The following is a 17,817-nucleotide window of genomic DNA, read 5'->3' on the forward strand; positions in this document are numbered from 1 at the left end:
GCGCGGGCGAAGAACCGGCCTACGAGCCGAGCCGGTATCCGAGACCCAGCCCCGGCCGGTCCGATCCCACCAGCCACCCGTCCTCGAGCGTCACGGTCCCGGCCGTCGGATCGTCCAGCAGGTCGAGGTGTCCGTCGAGGTCGGCGTAATGCACGTTGCGCCTGGCCAGCGCGTACTGCAGGCCCGCTGCGATGCCCAGGGCGGCCTCGTCCATGCATCCCACCATCACCTCGAGGCCGGCGGCCTGGGCCACGGCGTCGATCTTCAGCGCCTGGCTCAGTCCGCCCACCTTCATGAGCTTGACGTTGATCATGTCGGCCAGGTCGTTCCGGGCGAGGCGGAAGGCGTCGCGCAGGGACATGAGGCTCTCGTCGGCCATGATGGGCAGGGACGAGCCGGCGGTGACGCGGCCGAGCTGGTCGAGCTCGTCGCGCGGCGTGGGCTGCTCGATGAGCTCGAGCCTGGCCGTGCGCACCGCCGCCACGAAGGCCAGGGTCTGCTCGACCGTGAAGCCCTGGTTGGCGTCGAAACGCAGCTCGGCGCCCGGTCCGAGCGCCTCGCGCACCTTCAGCACGCGCTCGGCGTCCAGGTCGGGATCGACGCCGCCCTTGATCTTGAGGCAGCGGAAGCCCTGCGCCGCGTACTTGCGCGCCCGGGCCACCGTCTCGCCGGGCGGCAGGATGCCGATGGTCACGCTGGTGCGGATGCGCGTGCGGTGGCCGCCGAAGAGCCGCCAGAGCGGCAGGCCCGCGCACTGCCCTACGAGGTCCCACAGCGCCATGTCCACGGCCGCCTGGGCCGAGGGACGGCCGGCGAGCAGGGGCGCGACCTTGTCGAGCACGGCCGCGGGGCGCAGCGAGTCCTGTCCCACCAGCGCGGCGGCCACGTCGCCCTGCAGCACGGCCAGGGTGTCCTCGGGGGTCTCGCCGGTCACCGGCAGGTCGGGCGCCGCGCAGCCCCAGCCCACGTAGCGCCCGGTGTCCACGCTCAGGAATATGTTGGTGGCCGTGGTCACCGTCTCGTAGGCGATGGTGTAGGGCTCGGCCAGGGTCATGTCCACGCGCCAGGCGTCGACCTTGCGGATCCTCATGTCAGTACCGCCGTTGATGGATCTCGTCGAGGGTCAGGCTCTTGAGGTCCTCGACGAAATCAACGAGGTTGCGGACCATCACCTGCCACATGCGGTGGCCCTTTTCGGCGCTGGCCCGCGTGGGGTCGCCCATCACGCCGTTGGGAGAGATGCGGGCCGTGTAGGCGTTCCACGTGACCGCGCGCAGGTTCGTGAAGTCGAGGTAGCGGCTCGAGAAGCGCGGCACCGACGGGGCCGCGCGGTCCATGTGCACCAGTTCCGGGCGCAGGGCCAGGGTGGTGCTGGTCTCGATCTCGCCGGCGTGCACGTCGTTGTCCGTCTCGGCGAGCGCGTTGATGTCCACGTCGCTGGTCTCGCCCGATTCCACGCAGGTGAAGATGCGGGCGTCGCGGTTGATCATCTGGGCCGCGAAATGCAGGGCCGGCCCGTTGCCGCCGTGGCCGTTGACGATGACGAGCTTGGTGGCCCCGCAGCGGGCGGCGCCCATGCCCACGTCGTAGACCAGCTGCGCCATGGTCTCGTTGCGCATCGACAGGGTGCCGACGAAGTCCTCGTGGTGGTACGACACCCCGTAGGGGATCAGCGGCAGCACCAGCGGCTTGGGGTCGGTGCAGGAGGCGGCCACCCGGCGTGCGAGCCAGTCGGCGTCGAAGGCGTCGACGTCCAAAGGCAGGTGGGGACCGTGCTGCTCGATGGCGCCCACCGGCAGGAGCACGATGTCCGTCTCGTGGAAACGCTGCTCGGCCTCGGGCCAGGTCAGCTCGGCCAGCAGCCACGGCTGCCTGTTCTCCGACGCCGCGCCCCGCCGGCGGTTCTCGAATGGCGACAGCGTATTGAAGTCGGGCTCGTCGAAGGGATCGCAGGGCAGCCACACGCGGCCGTGCCGTATCACGGCGCCGTCGGCGTGCTGCAGGCAGAGGCGCAGCACCGGTCCGCGCAGATCGCTGGGCATGGTGCCGAGCGGGGCCCGGTCCTTGTCCAGGCGGACCTGCAGGACCTCCGGATGCGCGTCCGGGAGCGGCTCGTCGGTCCGCCACAGGCCGCGCTCGTGCAGCATCAGGATCATCTGGTCGGAGCCGGCGCTCTCCTGCTTGACGTCGTGTCCGTGCAACGCCTGCAGGGCGTCCTCGATCTGCTTCGGCGCATACCCGCAGCGCTGGGGGTCGGCGCCCAGGGCCGCCAGCATGCCCACGATGCGCCGGCACTTCTCGCACTTGCCGCAGGGCAGGACGCGATCGCTGTCCTCGTCCTTGTGCGCGGCGTGGCAGGACACCTGGAGCCGCTGCAGGTCGGGATAGCGCTCCACCAGGATCTTCTCGATCAGCAGCTCCGAGAGATGGCGCAGCAGGGAGAACTGATGCACCCGCCAGCTCTTGCGCTGGAAGTAGCGGCTGAGCGCCAGGTCGAACCAGCGGCTCTGGTCGTAGAGCCCGTCGTAGTGGGTCAGGCCCCTGTGGCGGACCCGCCTGCTGGTGTCGAACTCGTCGCCGATCACCAGGCGGTCGATGCCGCGCTTGCGCAGCAGCGGCAGGGCGCCGAAGAGGAACACGGCCACGGTCCACAGCCGGACCGGGTAGATGTCGGCCCGCACCTTGGCGAAGTCCGGCCGGACGAAGGGCAGGCGGCGCAGCATCCAGCTGAAGACGCGGTCGCAATCGGTCCAGACGCGGCCGGTGTCGGGAACGTGCTCCCGGAAATGGCGGTGGGCGTTGAGGGCCGTGAACCAGTGGCGGCCCGATTCGTTGACGAAGACCGGGTGCGTCTCGACCCCCAGTTCGGCGAGGAGGCCGTAGCTCAGCAGGCTGTCCTTCCCCCCGCTGGACAGGACGCAGCAGGCGCCGCGCTCCCCGCCCCAGGACGCCTGCCGATCCTCCGCGACCGCGTCGGGAAAGACCAGCTCGGCGCGCGACGCTTCGCCAGCCCTGACCACGGGCAGCTTCGTCGCCGGCTCCACGAGGAAGGGGTTGGGCTTGAGGAACCTGTTCACGTAGATCTCGCGCGACGTGTTGGCGGCCATGTCTGCCAGGAAGCGGCGGTCGCGCTCGTCGAAGGCTCCATGCAGCACCATGCGGCGGCAGAACAGGCCGTAGTTGAGGGCGACCTGGGCGAGGATCAGGGAGGCCAGGTTCCGGTCGACGGGGTCGTCCGGATCGAGGACGTCCTCCTCCCAGGCGTAGCTCAGCTTCACGCTCTCTGTGCCCTCGGGGCGGACCACCGTGTACTGCGCGCTGATGCGCCGCGCCTCGATCCGCGCCGGACCCACCTCAAGACGGTCCCAGACCAGCAGCGGCGCCAACGGGTTGTCGGACATCACGCACTCCTCTCCGCGGCGGCCGCGCGCAGGGGTTCCAGGACGCCCACCAGTCCCGAGGCGCCGTCGGCCAGGACGTCGAAGGCGGGCAGGCCCGTCTGCCCGGTGATGGCCGCGCAGGCCGCCGGGATCCCGGCGGCTTCGAGACCCTCGTGGTTCACGGTGACGGCCACCACCGGCCGGCCCGAGATCAGCTCCACGGCGCGGATCTGCGTGGGCAGGTCGTGCATCGCGAAGCCCGGGAAGCCGTCGTACTCCCGGCGCGCCGGCGCGTGCTGCATGACGACGGCCTGGGGCCGGCCCGCCGCCAGCAGCTCGAAGCCCCCGGGGTAGGCGGGATTCATGAGACTGCCCTGGCCCTCGAGCACGATCGCCTCGGCGTCGCTCTCCCGCCAGCAGGACCACACCGCGTGCTCGATCTCGCCGGCGACGAAGTCGTTGATCAGCGAATCGAGGATGATGGCCCGGCGGGCGCCCTGCAGCCAGGCGGTCTGGCCGGTGCCCACCAGCTCGGCGCGGCGGCCGGCCTCGCGCCAGGCATCGACCAGCAGCCAGGCGGTGGTGCGCTTGCCCACGGCGGAATCGGTGCCCAGGATGGCCACGCGGAAGGCCGCCACCTCGTCGATGCGGCCGTCGAAGAAGTGCAGTTCGGACCGCGGCGGCGTGCGGCGCACGTCGCGGATCTGCGCGCCGTATTCGCGGGCCAGGGCGGAGAACTCCGGATCCTCGGACAGGAAGTCGTGCAGGCCGCTGTCCACGCCGAGACCGGCCCGCAAGGCGTCGGCCACGTCCTTTCGGGCCGCGCCGGGCAGCCGCCCGCCGTCGGGCGCCAGTCCCACCACGAAGTGGGTGGCCGGACCGCCGGATCGCGCGGCGGCGTCGAGGGCCGCCCGCAGATCGGCGACCACGGGGATGCCCCGCGGCCGGCCGTCGAGCACCTCGCCCGCGTCGCGCCCGGCCCAGGTCCCGTCTATCACGGCGGCCACGTCGTAGCGCTCGCTGCGGCGCACCAGCCCGTGGGCGGTCTTGCCGTTGGTGGTGTTGAAGGCGCCCCGGCAGTAGACCACGGCGCGCCCCTCGGGCTTGCGGGTCACGCCGATTTCCTTCCGGTGAGAATCGCGACGTAGCGATCGCCGGGCAGCGGTTCCTGCTGGTTGCGCGCCAGCAGCACGAGCAGGCCGGCCGTCGACGCCGGCAGCACGTTGAGGCCCTCCCGGTCGCGCAGCATGCGGGCGCAGTCGAGCATGGCCTTGTCGCTGGCGTCCGCGGCCCAGCCGCCGGTCGAGCGGATGGCCTCCAGCGCCAGGTCGCCGTCGATGGAATGCCAGTTGACGAGGGGCTCGTTGACCGCCGTCTCCTTGATGCGCTCCGGCGGCAGGTCGGCGCACTCCGGCAGGTTCTTGCGCCAGGCCACGACGATGGGGTTCTTGCCGTGGGACGAGCCGCAGACCAGGTGCGGCACGCGCGAGGTCTTGCCGCGGCGGTAGAGGCTGACGAAACCGTGGTAGATGCCGGCCAGGGTGGTGCCGTTGGACACCGGCACCGCGACCGCGACCGGCGCGTCGCGCAGCTCGTCGTAGATCTCGTAGGCGATGCCGCCGTAGGCCTGCAGCTGCAGCAGGGTGTTGGCCCCGCCGGGATTGGCGTCGTAGATCTCGTCCTTCTGGGCGCGTTCGCCGGAGACGAGGACGGCGTTCTCGTAGTCGCCCGGCACGCACTCGATCTCGGCGCCGAGCTCCACCATCTCCTTCTCGCGTCCGGTATGGTAGCCGGCCGGTATGTAAACGATGCAGCGCAGGCCCGACAGGCGCGCGGCCATGGCGGTGGCCACGCCGTAGTTGCCGCAGGTGGCGACGGTCATGGCGTCGAAACCGCGACGCATGGCGTCCAGGGCCTGGGCGAAGGCGATGCGGTCCTTCTGGGTGCCGCTGGGATTGCTGCCCTCGAACTTGAGGAAGATCTGCCGCAGGCCGCTGCTGCGCTCCACGTTGCGCGCGCGGGCGATGGTCGTGTCGCCGACCTCGCTCTCGAAGATGTCCTCGAAGGCGGCGAGGCGTTCATCCAGCGGCTTGTCCTGGTCCGCCGCCACCAGGTGCTGGGTGCCGTACCTGTCCCCGAGGTCTGCGCTGGCGGCGGAGGCGCCGTCCAGGAGGATGAAACCCGGGTCGGGTCTGGGGGTCCGTTCGTCGACCATGCGCCGGTCCTTTCATTGGTCCCGGCGCCGCAACCCGCCGGGATCTCGGCGAAGTACACCACAAGGCGCGAACACGCGCAACAGGCGCGATGACAGGCGCGGGTCGGACTCGCGGCCGAGACCACCGTCCGGCAACGCAGGCCCAAGATCGAGGTGCGCGGGACGAGCATCAGCGCAAGTGTCTGCGCTACGATCAGGCTGGCGAGGGCGAGGTGAACTACGTGGCGAGATTTTCGGTTGACCGCCTATCCCTCCCCCATAGACTGGCCGTCGAGCGGGCTCCTCTATCACTCGACGGCGATGCACTGTCCCGGACGGCGCCGGCAACCCGCTGCCACATTCCGATAAGGGCATTAGTCCCTGTCCCGAGGTGCACCGTCATGTCCGCCCGTTCCAAACCCGCCCGGACCGGCCCGCCCGCCGCGCCGCCCCGGAGGCGCCGGGGAGGCCTGTCGCCCGTCGTCTGGGTGATCGCGGCGGCCTTGCTGATGCGGCTGTGGTTGCTGCTGGATGTGCGGGACGCACCTTTCTGGCTGACGCCGACCGTGGACGAGATCGGCTTCATCCAGCTGGCCGAGATGCTGCGCAGCGGCACGCCCCTGCCCTTCGGCGCCTACTACGTGGCGCCGGGCTACGCCTATCTGCTGGCGGGCATCCTGGCCGCGGGCGGCGAGCCGATCTGGGCCAAGTACCTGCAACTGGCCATCGGCGTGCTCAACGCGGCACTCGTCTTCCTGCTGGGACGACGTTTCTTCGGATACCGCGCAGGCGTGGCGGCCGGCCTGCTCTGGGCGGTCTATCCGGCCGCCCTCTTCCACGAAGTGCTCCTGCTCAAACCGACCCTGACCGTCTGCTGCAGCCTCGTGGGGTTGGCGTGCGTGACGCGGGCGGACGGCGACACCCGACCCTGGCGCTGGCTGGTGGCGGGCATGGCCTTCGGCGCGGCGTCCCTGCTGCGCGGCGAGATGGTCGCCGTGGGCCTCGGTTTGGCCGCAGGAGGTTTGCTGGCCCGGCGCCGCGGCCGGCCCGGCGCGGCCGGCTGGCCGGGCCCGGTGTTGCTGGTGGTGGGGCTGGTCGGTGTCGTGGCCGTGCCGACTGTCCAGAATCTGCGCGGCTGCGGAAACCTGGTACCGGTGGCCTATGGCGGCGGCACCAACTTCTACATCGGCAACCACGACGGTGCGGACGGTTCCTATCTGCCCCTGCGCCACGACCGCAGCGATGTCCTCTTCGAGGAAAGCGACGCCATCGGCCTGGCCCGCCGCGCGAAGGGCGGCGACCTCGGACCGGCCGGCGTCTCCCGCCACTGGTATGGCGAGGGTCTCGGCTGGTGGGTCAAGCAGCCGGCCGCAGCCGTCGCCCTTACGGTCAAGAAGGCGTTGCTGGTCTGGGGACGCTGGGAAGGTTACGACGTGCTCTCGCTGCCCCTGGCCGGGCGTTGGGTGCTGCCCCTGCGCGACCCCGTCCTCCGCCCGGTGCTGTTGCTGCCCCTGGCCCTGGTCGGGCTGTGGGTCAGCCGCCGGCGGCGCGAACTGTGGCCGCTGCGGATCTTCCTGCTGGTCAGCTGGCTGGCGCTGAGCCTCTTCTTCCTCTTCGAGCGCTTCCGTCTGCCCCTGACCGCCGTGGCGCTGGTCTTCACCGGCTACTTGTTGATCGCCGCCTGGGACGCGTGGCGGGCCGGTCGCCGCACTTCCGTGCTGCTGGGACTGGCGGCCGTCGCCGCGATCGCTGCGCTGCTGGCCTTGCCCTCGGTCCAGCGCAACGAGGCGGTCCTGCACGTCAATGTCGGCAACATGCTCCTGCAACAGGGCCGTTTCGAGGAGGCCCTGGCCGAGTACCGCATCGTGCAGCGGCGCTCGCCCTCGTCGGGCCGGGTGTTGATCAACATGGCCAACGCCCAGTGGGCCCTGGGCCGCGCCGACGAGGCGCTGGCCTCGCTGGACGGCGCCCTGTCCTTCCTGCGCTACGAAGCCCAGCGCAGGGGCCGTCCCTCGGTCGAGGAGATGCTCTACTGCCACGAGATGGCCGGCGACATCCAGGCCGCCGCGGGCCGCGCCGGGCCCGCGGCGGAACACTACCGCGCCGCACTGGTGCTAGCGCCGGAGCATCCGCGGTTGAAGGGCAAGCTGGATCGGGTCGGCGGCGGGCAGTGAGAACTCCGCGCGCCGGCGCATCGTGATTGCCGGGCGCTCGCAATCCTGCGTACGCACCCCGATCCCCCCTTCGCCGGAACCCCCGTGCCCGACCCTGTAAAAGTGCGGGCGTAAGCGACACTGTATTGGCGGCTCTGAGCGAGCAAAGCGAGCGAAGCAGCAAGAAAGCCCGCCTCGAACGAGGCGGGCTTTCGCGCGCGGAGCCGAAACAGTGTCGCTTACCCCCGCACCTCCCGTACGCAGTCGATGACGGTCCCGTCCACCCACTTGATGGCGGCGACGACCTTCTCCCCCAGGTCCGGAGGCGTCGGCGGCCCGCCCACGATCTCCTCCACCTCGGCCTTGATCTCGGCGATGGGCCGGATGGGCAGCGACGAGCCGCGCACGGCCTCGATCAGGTCCCGCCGCTGCGGATTGATCGCGATCCCGCGCTCGGTCACCACCACGTCGATCAGTTCGCCGGGCCCGCACAGGGTGGTCACGCGGTCCACCAGCACGGGGATGCGGTCGCGGAAGCTCGGGATGGGCAGGATGGTGCACCTGGCGGTCAGGCAGTTCATCCAGCCGCCGATGCCGTGCAGCAGGCGGCCGTCGCTGTGGGTGACCACGTTGGCGTTGAAGCCCGAGTCCACTTCGGTGGCGCCCAGGACCACCGCGTCGAGCATGCTGGCGAAGTTGCCCTTGCCGTGCCAGTTGTAGCTGGTGAAGGGGCTCGTGTTCACGTGGCCGGGGTTCTCGCGCATGCTGCGCACGCCCTCCAGATCGAAGGTCTGGCCGTCGAGGATGTAGTCGGTGAGCCCCTCCTCGAGCATGTCGACGAGGTACTGGGTTGAGCCGCCGCGCACGAAGCGGGCCCTGACACCCTTCTCGCGCATGATGTCGCGCAGGAAGATGGCGAAGCTCAGGGCCGTGCCGCCGGCGCCGGCCTGGAACGAGAAGCCGTCGCGGACGATGCCCGCCTCCTCGCAGAAGCGCGCGGTCAACTCGGCGATCAGCAGCCGGTCGGGGGACCTCGTCACCTCGGTGGTGCCCGAGACGATCTTGTCCGCGTCGCCTATCCGGTCCATGACCACGACCTGGTCCACGTTGTTGCCCTGGATTTGCCAGGGGATGCAGGGGAAGTCGACCAGGTTGTCGGTGACCACGACCACGTGGTCGGCGTAGATCGAATCCGCCAGGGCGAAGCCGAGCAGGCCGCAGGCGGTGGGACCGCGGTCGCCGGTGGCGTTGCCGAAGGGATCGGCCGTGGGCGCGGCGATCACCGCGATGTCGATGTGCACCTCGCCGTCCTGGATGGCCTGCCAGCGGCCGCCGTGGCTGCGCAGCACGCCCATGCCGCGCATCTTGCCCTCGCTGCAGTAGGCGCCGAGCGGGCCGTTCATGCTCCCCTCGATGTGGTGGATGACGCCGCTGTCCATCAGCTCGATCAGGGGCGCGTGGCAGGGGAACGCCGCGCTCGGGAACCAGCGCAGACCCTTGGCCCCCGCCGCGGCCGCGGCGGCGAAGACCGCGTTGGCCACGTGGTCGCCGTTGCGCAGGTGGTGGTGGCTGCTGACGGTCATGCCGTCGCGCAGCCCGGCGTTCGCCAGCGCCGTTCCGAGATCCTTGACCACCTTGTAGCCGTCGACCGGATAGTCGCTGCAGGTGGGGACGGGCGGCGCGGCCTTGTGGCCGGTCGGCCGATGGGCGCCGACCCCCTCGAAGGGGACGGCGGCGGCGCCGTTGATCTCGACGGGGACATCGCGTCCCGCGGCGTTGGTGACCAGCTTCGTCATGTCGGGCTCCCTCGCTGTCAGAGCATTTCGACCAGTATCCCGGCTGCCGCGCGCACGCTGTCGGGACAGGTGCCCGCGAAGATGTCCTCCGCCTGGGCCCGCGCGAACCCTTCCGGCTGCGAGATGTCCACTCCCAGCAGCTCGGTGCAGGACGTCGACCGCCGCCGCTCGCGGAACCGGCGGATGAACTCGCGCGACAGGTTTCGCACGCGCTCGTTGGCAGCGTCGTCGTCGGGACGCGTGCCGCCGTAACGCAGCCCAAGCACCAGCAGCGCCCCGTTCAGGGCCCCGCAGGGGCCGTCCGTCAGCATCATGCCGCCGCCCAGGGGATCGGCCAGACGCAACGCCTCGTCGCGGTCGGTGCCCAGGGTCGGCGCGAACGCCGCCAGCACCGACTGGGCGCAGTTGTAGCCCGCGTCGAAGAGCGCCGCGGCGGTCTCGATGCGCTGCACGTCTAGACCTCTTCCCCGGCTTCCCGCCAAGTCTCGCCGATCATGCCGGTGGCCAGGGCCAGGTCGATCACCGTGTGGGCGCGCTTGACCACCGGCGCGTCGATCATCTTGCTGCCCATGGACACCACCCCCAGGCCGGCTGCCTCGGCCTCCTCGAAGGCCCTCACGATGGCCTGGGCTCTCTCCAGTTCGCCGGGCGCGGGCGCGAAGGCCGCGTGGATCGGGGCGATCTGCCGTGGATGGATGCAGCCCTTGCCCACGAAGCCCAGGGCCTTGGCCTCGCGCACCGAGGCGATCAGGCCCGCGGTGTCGGCCACGTCGCTGAACACGGTGTCGATGGGCTGCACGCCCGCCGCCACCGCGCCGTTGATCACCTGGCTGCGCGCCCAGAACGATTCGCGCCCCTCCAGGGTGCGGGGCGCGCCGATGTCGGCCGTGTAGTCCTCGAGCCCGATGGACAGCGCCACGATGCTCGGCGTCGCCGCGGCGATCTCGTGGGCGCGCCAGGCGCCCAGCGCCGACTCGACGATGGGCAGCAGGTAGATCTCGCCGTCGAGGCCGCGCGCGCTGCGGATGGCCTCGATGCGCTCGTCCACCGCCGTGAGCTGGTCGGGGTCCTCCACCTTGGGGACCAGGATCACGTGCGGGTTGTGGGGCACGACCCAGTCCAGGTCCTCCAGCCCGCGCGCGCCCTGGTTGATGCGGACCATGCGCTCGGCGCCCAGGAAGTCCACCTGGCGCAGGGCGTTGCGCACGATCACGCGGGCGGCGTCCTTCTCCGCCGGCGCGACGGCGTCCTCCAGGTCGAGGATCAGGCCGTCGGGCGCGTGCAGTCCCGCGTTGACGAAGAGCTTGGGCTGGTTGCCCGGCAGGTAGAGACGTGTCCGGCGCAGGCGGTCGCGGGTGGTGCCGCAGGTGCAGCAATCGCGCATCCCGGGCAGGAACTCGGCCGTCAGCCCCGGATCGGCGCGGCGCGCGGCGCACTCGAGCCGCGCGTCGATGACGAAGGGCAGCGCGCCCTGGTCCTCGATCGCCACGGCGGCATGGGCGATGCCCAGGGCGGTGCAGCCCTCCGCCAGGCGCGTGCGGATCCGGTCGCCGTACAGGCCGGCCACCTTGCTCTGCAGGGCGATCTCCAGCCCGCCCTCGTCGCGCAACTCGATTGCAATCCAGCAGTCCGAGCGCACCTGCGGTCCGCGACTGCCCGCCTCTCCCCTGCGTCCCATGCTTCCACCTCGCGTGGTGAGTAGACCCTGGCCCACATCGCGTATGATGGCCCGCAGAGCCTTATTAGGCAAGATAATCGGGCCGGGCGGGCGCCGCGATCTCCCGGCGTTCCGCAGGTATTTGTGCGTCTGTTCCGACGATGAACGCGATCCGGGAGCACGATTTTTTTTTTCAAAATCCGTTCAACACGCTGCGACTTCTGCCGATTCAACGGGAACAGGGCTGTACTGGGCGTCGAAGCACGGTCCGCCACATCATTCGGGAGAACACGAGCATGAAGATCCTGATCGTAGACGACTCGCGAGCCATGCGTCGCATCATCCAGCGCACGCTGCGGCAAGCCGGTTTCAAGGGTTACGAGATCGTGGAGGCCGAGAACGGCGCCGAGGCGCTCGATCTGGTCAGGAGCGAGAGCCCCGATCTCATCCTGTCCGACTGGCACATGCCGGTCATGTCCGGCCTCGAGTTCAAGCGGGCCCTCAACGAGGCGGACCTCGATATTCCGTTCGGTTTCATCACATCCGAGAACACGCTGGAGATGCGCGCGGTGGCCGCCGAGGCCGGCGCCGATTTCCTGCTGGCCAAACCGTTCACGCCTAACGACATGGCTCAAGCACTGGGGTTGTTCGTCACGTGATGTTGACATCGATGATCGAAAGCCTCGCGAGGGACGTCTCGCAGGAGCTGCCTGCGGACGGACTGACGCACGCGACGGAAGCCGTGATCGAGACCTGCGACGTGCAGCTCGGCTGGTCGTTCGCCCCTGCCGACGGCCCGGCTGCGGGGCCCGCGACGTCTCCGTGCTGCGGCAGCGCCATCGCGCTGACCTCCGACGACGGCACCTGGCTCCTGATCGCCCTCTGCGACCTCGACTCCGCCCGGCGCCTGACGCGCGCCCTCTTCGCCATGGACGACTACGACGACGTGATGATCGAGGACACGGCCGACGCCCTGAACGAGATCATGAACGTGTCGGCCGGCGTCTTCAAGTCGCACCGTGACAGGCGCGGCGAGAAGCTCAGCATCGGCCTGCCGACCTATCTCGACGGCGACGAGACGGCCTGCCGCCCGAGCGATCGCGTCGCGCGCAGTTCCCGGTTGCTCTGCACCGACGACGACGCCTGCATCCGCGTCATCGCCTTCTGGCGGGAAGGATCCGACAGTGGCCGTCTGCATGCCTGAAACAAGCGAGATCCTGGACATCCTCGGCGCGATCCTCGGGGACGAGGACCTGCTGCGCCCCGCCGACGAGCCGTGGGACCTCGGGCGGGTTTCCGCCGGGACTTACATCACATGTCTGTGCAACGGCGAAGGCGAAACGCTGGGCGCCGTGGCGACCGACCTCAACGCCACGATCTGCCTGGGCGGCAGGCTGGTCATGATGCCGGAAGCCGGCCTGGCCGACAAGGCGCGACGGCTGGAGGTGGACGAGGCGCTGACCGACGCCGTCACGGAGATCGTGAACATGACCCGCATCGTGTTCAATCGATTGCCGGGCAACGAGCACCTGAGCCCCCTGCCGGCGCGGGCGATGAAGACGCCGCGGGCCGACGGCGGGGAGGCCTGGTTGCTGGAACCGTCCGCGCGCCTGGACCTGGCCGGAGAGTGCTCTTTCGGGGCGCTGCGCATCGCCATCCTCTTCCGCTGACGGCGGAGATCCCGTCCCGGACGCGAACGGAAGATCCGGACCTGCCCGCGGTCCGGATCTTCCGTTGGCGCCGCGTCGGCAGGGGCCGGATCAATCGGCGTCGTCGTCGATGGCCAGGTTCAACAGCACCGGGCTGTCGTCCAGCTCGTAGCAGATGGTGCCCGGGTCCTCCAGGAGCTCGTCCCGCGCGCCGGACGCCAGCATGCGGAAGCTGGGCACCGACAGCTCGAAGGCCTCGTCCTCGCCCTGCAGACCGGGGACCACGTGCCCCGTCACCACGTTCAGCAGCTCGCGGAGCGCGTCCTCGGCCAGCAGGCCGTCGTCGAGCTCCTCGGGATCCATGCCCAGGATGTTCGCGGCGATCTCCAGGCACAGGTCCCGGGGCGCGCTCAGGGTCAGCGTGCCGCAGGTGCCCCCCGAGAAGGAGACGCTGGACTGTACCCACGGCGCTCCGGTCGTCTCGAACTTTTCCTTCGCCACGGGATCGCCGAACATGAAGGCGAGGCGCTCGCTGATGTCCAGGAAGATGACGCTCACGATTTCTTGTCCGAAATACATCATCGCACCCCCGCTCCGGTGTGTTCGATCACCAGCTCCTCGATCTGTTCGGGGGTGAACGGCTTGTGCACGAAGCCCCGCACGCCCAGCTCGCGCAGTCGTTCCACGCGGGGCGAGCCGCCGGCGCTGGAGATCACGACCACCGGCAGCCTGTCGGTGAGTCCGTCCCGGCTCAGCTTCGCGATGAATTCCTCGCCGTTCATCTCCGGCATGACCAGGTCGGTGAACAGGATGTCGACGTCCTGTTCCGCCAGGATCTTCATGGCTTCCAGGCCGTTGGCGGCCTCGAAGATCTCGGTGATGGCCAGGTTCGTGATGCGCAGCGCCTTCCGGAGAACGGCCCTGACGGTGATCGAGTCGTCTACGATCAGGATCTTCAAGGACATGATGCTATGCCTCCTGCGGAACCATGAACTGTTCCATCATTTCTTTCATTTCCATCATGACACGGGCCACGATGACCTCCCCCTTGGCGAGATCGACCCCCAACCTGCGGGCCGCGTTCTCGTCCAGCCGGTACTTCATGCCGTCGTGGCCGATTCCCCAGCCGACGTTGAGACAGAGCGCGTCGGCGATGTGCACGACATCGGGCAGTTCCTGGCGCCGTTCGCTCTTGCCTGGACGATGATGCCAGTGCACGGCGTCGGAGACGTCCCCCGGGATCTGCCATCGCTGCAGCAGGGCGCCGGCGATGGCCGCGTGATCGATGCCCAGGATGTCGTGCTCGGCCTCGTCGAAGGCCATGCCCTTCTCCTCCATCACCCGCTCTATGTCGGCGATGTCCACGTCGACGTAACTGCTCAGGACGACCTTGCCCATGTCGTGCAGCAGCCCTGACGTGTAGGCATCGGCCGGGTCCACGCCCCTCGTCATCTCGGCCAGCATCTCGGAGGTCATGGCCGTGGCCAGGGAATGTTCCCACAGCTGGAGCGGGGACAGGCCGTATCCGCTCAGCTCGAAGCTGGCCAGCGGCGCCACGCTGACGGTCAGCGCCATCTGGTAGACCCGTTTGAGGCCCAGCCTGGTCATCGCCAGCTGCACCGAGGCGATGGTGCCGGCCCCGCCGAAATAGGCGGAATTGGCCAGCCGCAACAGGCTCGCGGTCAGGGCGGGATCCCGTTCGACCACCCTGGCGATCTTGTCGTAGCCCACGTTCGCGTCGTTGCAGTACTCGCGCAGCTTCAGGACGACTTCCGGCAGGGGCGGTACCGCGGCGATTTTCTTGAGTATCTCGGACTTCTTGCTCACAGCTCCAGCTCCTTGCCATCCATCTTCACGACGGTCCGTCCGGTGAGTACGTTGAGGATCAGGGTGCGCGCCGAGGAACCGCCCACGTTCTCGCCCTTGATCAGGATGTTGTTCTTCCAGAGCACCTTGCGCAGCACGGTGTAGTTGCGCTTGCCTATCTTGAACACCTGGTTCTTGCCGAGCGGCGAGCCGGCGCCCGCGACCTTCGCCACGAGGTTCTTGCGGGTCGCGCCCATGTCGTAGACCTCCTGCAGCAGCCGCGGCACGCCGGTGTCCACGAACATGCACGGATTCATCTCCGCCTTCTCGGGATCGATCTTCGACAGCGGCAGCATGCAGTGGACCATCCCCCCCACTCCGGCCACGGAGTCGTGCAGCGACAGCCCCACGCACGATCCCAGGGAGTAGGTGATGATCACCTTGCTGGAGTCGTTGGTCACGACCATGTCGGAGATGCCGACAGTGAGCATGGACTCGGTTGCAGGCCGCTTGTGCGGCGTTTCTTGCAGTACGGTCATACCACGCTTCCTTCACGAGCGGTTCGCTGTCCCATGACGATCAATGTCTCCTGTAGATCGCCGGCCTCACGAAATCGAACTTGCTCTCGATCCCGATCAAGGTCTCGGCATGTCCCACCATCAGATACCCGCCCGGCCTGAGCAGGCGATGCGCCTCGGCGACGATGCGCGCGCGCAGATCTTGGTCGAAATAGATCATGACGTTGCGGCACATGATCGCGTCGAAGGCGCCCCGGATCGCAAACGGCGTCTTGTTCAGGTTCAGGCGCCTGAACACGATCATGTTCTTCAACGCATCGTGCACGCGGTAGACCTCGCCGTCCGGCGTCTGCTGGCGCAGCAGGAAACGGTTCGCCAGCTCGGCCGGGATGGTCGCGGCGGTCCCTGCCAGGTAGCTTCCCTGCACCGCCTGGCGCAGCATGCGGGTGGAGATGTCGGTGGCCAGGATCCGGATATCCGCCGCCTCGCTGCCCGGCAGGGAACGCAGCGCCATGGCCAGCGAATACGGCTCCTCTCCCGAGGAGCAGGCCGCCGACCAGAAACGCAGCTTCTGGCGGCCCTTGGCGAGCCAGCGCGCGGCCGTATCGCGGATGAAGTCGAAATGATCCCCCTCGCGGAAGAATTCGGTGACGTTGGTCGAGATGGCGTCGATCAGCAGCGCCAGCTCCCCGCCGCTCTCGTCCGCACGCAGGAAATCGAGATACTCGCCGTACTGCGCGATGCCGAGCGTGCGCAGGCGCTTGTTCACGCGCGATTCCACCAGGGCCCTCCTGTTCCCCTGCAGGACGATGCCCACGTGGTCGCACATCAGCGCGCGGATCGTCTCGAACTGTTCGTCCGACAACCGCTGTACCGTCACGACCCCGGAGGTCTTCTGATCCCGCATCGTGGAATCTTGCTGCATCGGGTTCGAGTCCTTCCTAAGCGCCGACCGTCGCCAGCGACTCCAGTTCCGAGCCGGACAGCACCTTCTCGATGTCCAGCAGTATGACCACGTTGTTCTCGAGCTTGCCCATGCCGATGATGAACTCCGCCTGCACGCCGCTCCCGAAGGCCGGCGGCGGGTCGATCTGGTCGGCGGAGAAGTTCAACACCTCCGACACGTCGTCGACGATCACGCCCATCGTCACGTTCTCGTCGCGATGCCGTATCTGCACGACGATGTTGCACGTCTTCTCCGTGTCCGGTCCGGTTGCCATGCCGAGCTTGCGCCTCAGATCGATCACCGGGATCACCTTGCCGCGCAGGTTGATCACCCCGCGCACGAAATCCGGCGTGCGGGGCACGCGCGTCGCCTTGGTGAGCCCGTTTATCTCCTGCACCTTCAGGATTTCGACGCCGTATTCCTCGTCGCCGAGGACGAAGCTGAGATACTTGCCCGGTGCGGCGACCGCCGCGTACTGGGTGTCCAGGGTCATGACCTGCCTCCTGCTTCCGAGTTGGCGGCGATCTTCTCGTCATGCGCGACCTTCACCAGTCCCGCGATGTCCAGGATCAACGCCACGTTGCCGTCGGACATGATGGCGCCGCCGGCCAGTCCTTCCGTGGCCTGGACCTGGTCGCCCAGGCTCTTGATGACGATCTGCTGCTGTCCGATCAGTTCATCGGCCAGCAGCCCCACGCGCCGCCCTTCGCTCTCCACGACGATGACCACGGCGTCGTCGAGCGACGCCCTGGCGTCCGCCACGCCGAAAATCTCGTACAGGCGGATCAGGGGGATGATCTGGCCTTCGAAACGCAGCAGCTCTCCCCGCGTCATCACCGTGGCGTAGTGCTCCGCATCCGGCCGCACCAGGCGCACCACGTTGAGGGTGGGAATGATGTAGCGTTCGCCGCCGGTCAAAAACACCATGCCCTCGATGATCGCCAGGGTCAGCGGCAGGATGCAGCTGAAGACGCTGCCCCGGCCCATTTCGCTGACGATGTCCACCGAGCCGCGCAGCTTCTCGATGTTGCGGCGGACGACGTCCATGCCGACGCCGCGGCCGCTGACGTCGGTCACCTCGCTGGCCGTGGAGAAACCCGGCTCGAAGATCAGATCGAAGATCTCCTGCTCCGAGAGCTGGGCCCCCTCGCCGACGAGCCCGCGCTCGACGGCCTTGGCGAGGATGGCGTCGCGGTCGAGCCCGCGGCCGTCGTCCTCCACCTCGATGACGATGCAGCCGCCCCGGTGGAAGGCGCGCAGCTCGATGTTGCCTGCGGCGGTCTTGCCGGCCGCGAGGCGCTCGGCGGGATCGCTCTCGATGCCGTGATCCACGGAGTTGCGCAGCATGTGCACCAAGGGATCGCCGATATTGTCGACCACCGACTTGTCGAGCTCGGTGTCCTCGCCGCTGGTGGTGAACTCGATGCTGCGACCGGACTTCTTGGCCAGGTCGCGCACCAGGCGGGCCATCTTCTGGAAGATGGGACGCACCGGCACCATGCGCAGCGACATGCCGATCTGCTGCAGCTCCCGGCAGATCTTGTCCAGGCGGCCGAGGTGGCGCGCGAGATCCATCGATTCCAGGGTGCGGATCTCCCGGTTCTGGCTGACCATGGCCTCGGCGATCACGAGTTCGCCGATGGTCTCCACCAGCAGGTCGAGACGTTCGGCGTCGACGCGCACCGCATCGCGGCGCTGGGCATCGCGCGCACCTTCCA

The 17,817-nt window shown here is 68.9% G+C and carries 18 protein-coding genes; 4 read left to right on the plus strand and 14 right to left on the minus strand.

Going from position 1 to position 17,817, the window contains the following annotated elements; translation table 11 throughout:
• Positions 1-19: 19 nt before the first annotated feature.
• From KJ554_08465 to KJ554_08480, 4 genes are read right to left on the minus strand one after another with little or no spacing between them, the layout of a single operon-like run.
• Positions 20-1,090 (minus strand): dipeptide epimerase, encoded by a 1,071-nt coding sequence (locus tag KJ554_08465; protein MBU0742363.1) that lies wholly within the window; start codon positions 1,088-1,090, stop codon positions 20-22.
• A 1-nt stretch (position 1,091) separates the two neighbouring features.
• Positions 1,092-3,401 (minus strand): creatininase family protein, encoded by a 2,310-nt coding sequence (locus KJ554_08470; protein ID MBU0742364.1) that lies wholly within the window; start codon positions 3,399-3,401, stop codon positions 1,092-1,094.
• On the minus strand, positions 3,401-4,495 hold the full coding sequence (locus KJ554_08475; protein MBU0742365.1) for a DUF1611 domain-containing protein: 1,095 nt from the start codon (positions 4,493-4,495) through the stop codon (positions 3,401-3,403). The genes KJ554_08470 and KJ554_08475 overlap by 1 nt, the downstream gene beginning before the upstream one ends.
• Positions 4,492-5,595, minus strand: coding sequence for a pyridoxal-phosphate dependent enzyme (locus KJ554_08480; GenBank protein MBU0742366.1), 1,104 nt, complete (start codon positions 5,593-5,595; stop codon positions 4,492-4,494). Before KJ554_08480 ends, KJ554_08475 begins: the two co-directional genes overlap by 4 nt.
• Before the next feature lie 380 nt (positions 5,596-5,975).
• Between KJ554_08480 and KJ554_08485 the strand changes: the two genes are divergently transcribed.
• Positions 5,976-7,748 carry a glycosyltransferase family 39 protein gene (locus KJ554_08485; protein ID MBU0742367.1) on the plus strand — a complete coding sequence of 591 codons (1,773 nt, stop codon included), beginning with the start codon at positions 5,976-5,978 and terminating at the stop codon, positions 7,746-7,748.
• Positions 7,749-7,966: 218 nt separating this feature from the next.
• On the opposite strand, the gene KJ554_08490 is transcribed toward KJ554_08485, so the two are convergent.
• Genes KJ554_08490 through KJ554_08500 form a run of 3 tightly spaced genes read right to left on the minus strand, consistent with a single transcriptional unit; the run spans position 7,967 to position 11,201 of the window.
• Positions 7,967-9,523 carry a citrate lyase subunit alpha gene (locus KJ554_08490; protein ID MBU0742368.1) on the minus strand — a complete coding sequence of 519 codons (1,557 nt, stop codon included), beginning with the start codon at positions 9,521-9,523 and terminating at the stop codon, positions 7,967-7,969.
• Between the two features lie 17 nt (positions 9,524-9,540).
• Positions 9,541-9,975 (minus strand): C-GCAxxG-C-C family protein, encoded by a 435-nt coding sequence (locus KJ554_08495; GenBank protein MBU0742369.1) that lies wholly within the window; start codon positions 9,973-9,975, stop codon positions 9,541-9,543.
• A gap of 2 nt (positions 9,976-9,977) precedes the next feature.
• Positions 9,978-11,201, minus strand: a complete 1,224-nt coding sequence (locus KJ554_08500) for an HpcH/HpaI aldolase/citrate lyase family protein (protein ID MBU0742370.1) — start codon at positions 11,199-11,201, stop codon at positions 9,978-9,980.
• 275 nt (positions 11,202-11,476) lie between these two features.
• On the opposite strand from KJ554_08500, the gene KJ554_08505 reads away from it, so the two are divergent.
• From KJ554_08505 to KJ554_08515, 3 genes are read left to right on the plus strand one after another with little or no spacing between them, the layout of a single operon-like run.
• Positions 11,477-11,839, plus strand: coding sequence for a response regulator (locus KJ554_08505; protein MBU0742371.1), 363 nt, complete (start codon positions 11,477-11,479; stop codon positions 11,837-11,839).
• Between the two features lie 11 nt (positions 11,840-11,850).
• Positions 11,851-12,384: a chemotaxis protein CheX gene (locus KJ554_08510; protein ID MBU0742372.1), complete on the plus strand. Its 534-nt coding sequence runs from the start codon at positions 11,851-11,853 to the stop codon at positions 12,382-12,384.
• Complete coding sequence (locus KJ554_08515) at positions 12,377-12,850, plus strand: hypothetical protein (protein ID MBU0742373.1); 474 nt, start codon at positions 12,377-12,379, stop codon at positions 12,848-12,850. The genes KJ554_08510 and KJ554_08515 overlap by 8 nt, the downstream gene beginning before the upstream one ends.
• Positions 12,851-12,940: 90 nt before the next feature.
• Here KJ554_08515 and KJ554_08520 read toward each other — a convergent pair whose 3' ends face one another.
• From KJ554_08520 to KJ554_08550, 7 genes are all read right to left on the minus strand, one after another.
• Positions 12,941-13,387, minus strand: coding sequence for a chemotaxis protein CheX (locus KJ554_08520; protein MBU0742374.1), 447 nt, complete (start codon positions 13,385-13,387; stop codon positions 12,941-12,943).
• A gap of 20 nt (positions 13,388-13,407) precedes the next feature.
• On the minus strand, positions 13,408-13,794 hold the full coding sequence (locus KJ554_08525; protein MBU0742375.1) for a response regulator: 387 nt from the start codon (positions 13,792-13,794) through the stop codon (positions 13,408-13,410).
• Positions 13,795-13,798: 4 nt separating this feature from the next.
• Positions 13,799-14,656 (minus strand): HDOD domain-containing protein, encoded by an 858-nt coding sequence (locus KJ554_08530; GenBank protein MBU0742376.1) that lies wholly within the window; start codon positions 14,654-14,656, stop codon positions 13,799-13,801.
• Complete coding sequence (locus KJ554_08535; GenBank protein ID MBU0742377.1) at positions 14,653-15,126, minus strand: chemotaxis protein CheD; 474 nt, start codon at positions 15,124-15,126, stop codon at positions 14,653-14,655. Before KJ554_08535 ends, KJ554_08530 begins: the two co-directional genes overlap by 4 nt.
• A gap of 88 nt (positions 15,127-15,214) precedes the next feature.
• Positions 15,215-16,060, minus strand: coding sequence for a protein-glutamate O-methyltransferase CheR (locus KJ554_08540; protein MBU0742378.1), 846 nt, complete (start codon positions 16,058-16,060; stop codon positions 15,215-15,217).
• A 34-nt stretch (positions 16,061-16,094) separates the two neighbouring features.
• Positions 16,095-16,592: a chemotaxis protein CheW gene (locus tag KJ554_08545; GenBank protein ID MBU0742379.1), complete on the minus strand. Its 498-nt coding sequence runs from the start codon at positions 16,590-16,592 to the stop codon at positions 16,095-16,097.
• A partial coding sequence (locus tag KJ554_08550) for a chemotaxis protein CheA (GenBank protein MBU0742380.1) occupies positions 16,589-17,817 on the minus strand: 1,229 nt, incomplete at its 5' end. The genes KJ554_08545 and KJ554_08550, both read right to left, overlap by 4 nt.

This window comes from bacterium (assembly GCA_018814885.1).
Taxonomy (GTDB): domain Bacteria; phylum Krumholzibacteriota; class Krumholzibacteriia; order LZORAL124-64-63; family LZORAL124-64-63; genus JAHIYU01.

Bases quoted from the DNA above. Each gene is read 5' to 3' on its own strand.
- KJ554_08465 (MBU0742363.1), bottom strand. From the start codon at position 1,090: ATGAGGATCCGCAAGGTCGACGCCTGGCGCGTGGACATGACCCTGGCC.
- KJ554_08470 (MBU0742364.1), bottom strand. From the start codon at position 3,401: ATGTCCGACAACCCGTTGGCGCCGCTGCTGGTCTGGGACCGTCTTGAG.
- KJ554_08480 (MBU0742366.1), bottom strand. From the start codon at position 5,595: ATGGTCGACGAACGGACCCCCAGACCCGACCCGGGTTTCATCCTCCTG.
- KJ554_08485 (MBU0742367.1), top strand. From the start codon at position 5,976: ATGTCCGCCCGTTCCAAACCCGCCCGGACCGGCCCGCCCGCCGCGCCG.
- KJ554_08490 (MBU0742368.1), bottom strand. From the start codon at position 9,523: ATGACGAAGCTGGTCACCAACGCCGCGGGACGCGATGTCCCCGTCGAG.
- KJ554_08500 (MBU0742370.1), bottom strand. From the start codon at position 11,201: ATGGGACGCAGGGGAGAGGCGGGCAGTCGCGGACCGCAGGTGCGCTCG.
- KJ554_08505 (MBU0742371.1), top strand. From the start codon at position 11,477: ATGAAGATCCTGATCGTAGACGACTCGCGAGCCATGCGTCGCATCATC.
- KJ554_08510 (MBU0742372.1), top strand. From the start codon at position 11,851: ATGATCGAAAGCCTCGCGAGGGACGTCTCGCAGGAGCTGCCTGCGGAC.
- KJ554_08515 (MBU0742373.1), top strand. From the start codon at position 12,377: ATGCCTGAAACAAGCGAGATCCTGGACATCCTCGGCGCGATCCTCGGG.
- KJ554_08525 (MBU0742375.1), bottom strand. From the start codon at position 13,794: ATGTCCTTGAAGATCCTGATCGTAGACGACTCGATCACCGTCAGGGCC.
- KJ554_08535 (MBU0742377.1), bottom strand. From the start codon at position 15,126: ATGCTCACTGTCGGCATCTCCGACATGGTCGTGACCAACGACTCCAGC.
- KJ554_08540 (MBU0742378.1), bottom strand. From the start codon at position 16,060: ATGCGGGATCAGAAGACCTCCGGGGTCGTGACGGTACAGCGGTTGTCG.
- KJ554_08545 (MBU0742379.1), bottom strand. From the start codon at position 16,592: ATGACCCTGGACACCCAGTACGCGGCGGTCGCCGCACCGGGCAAGTAT.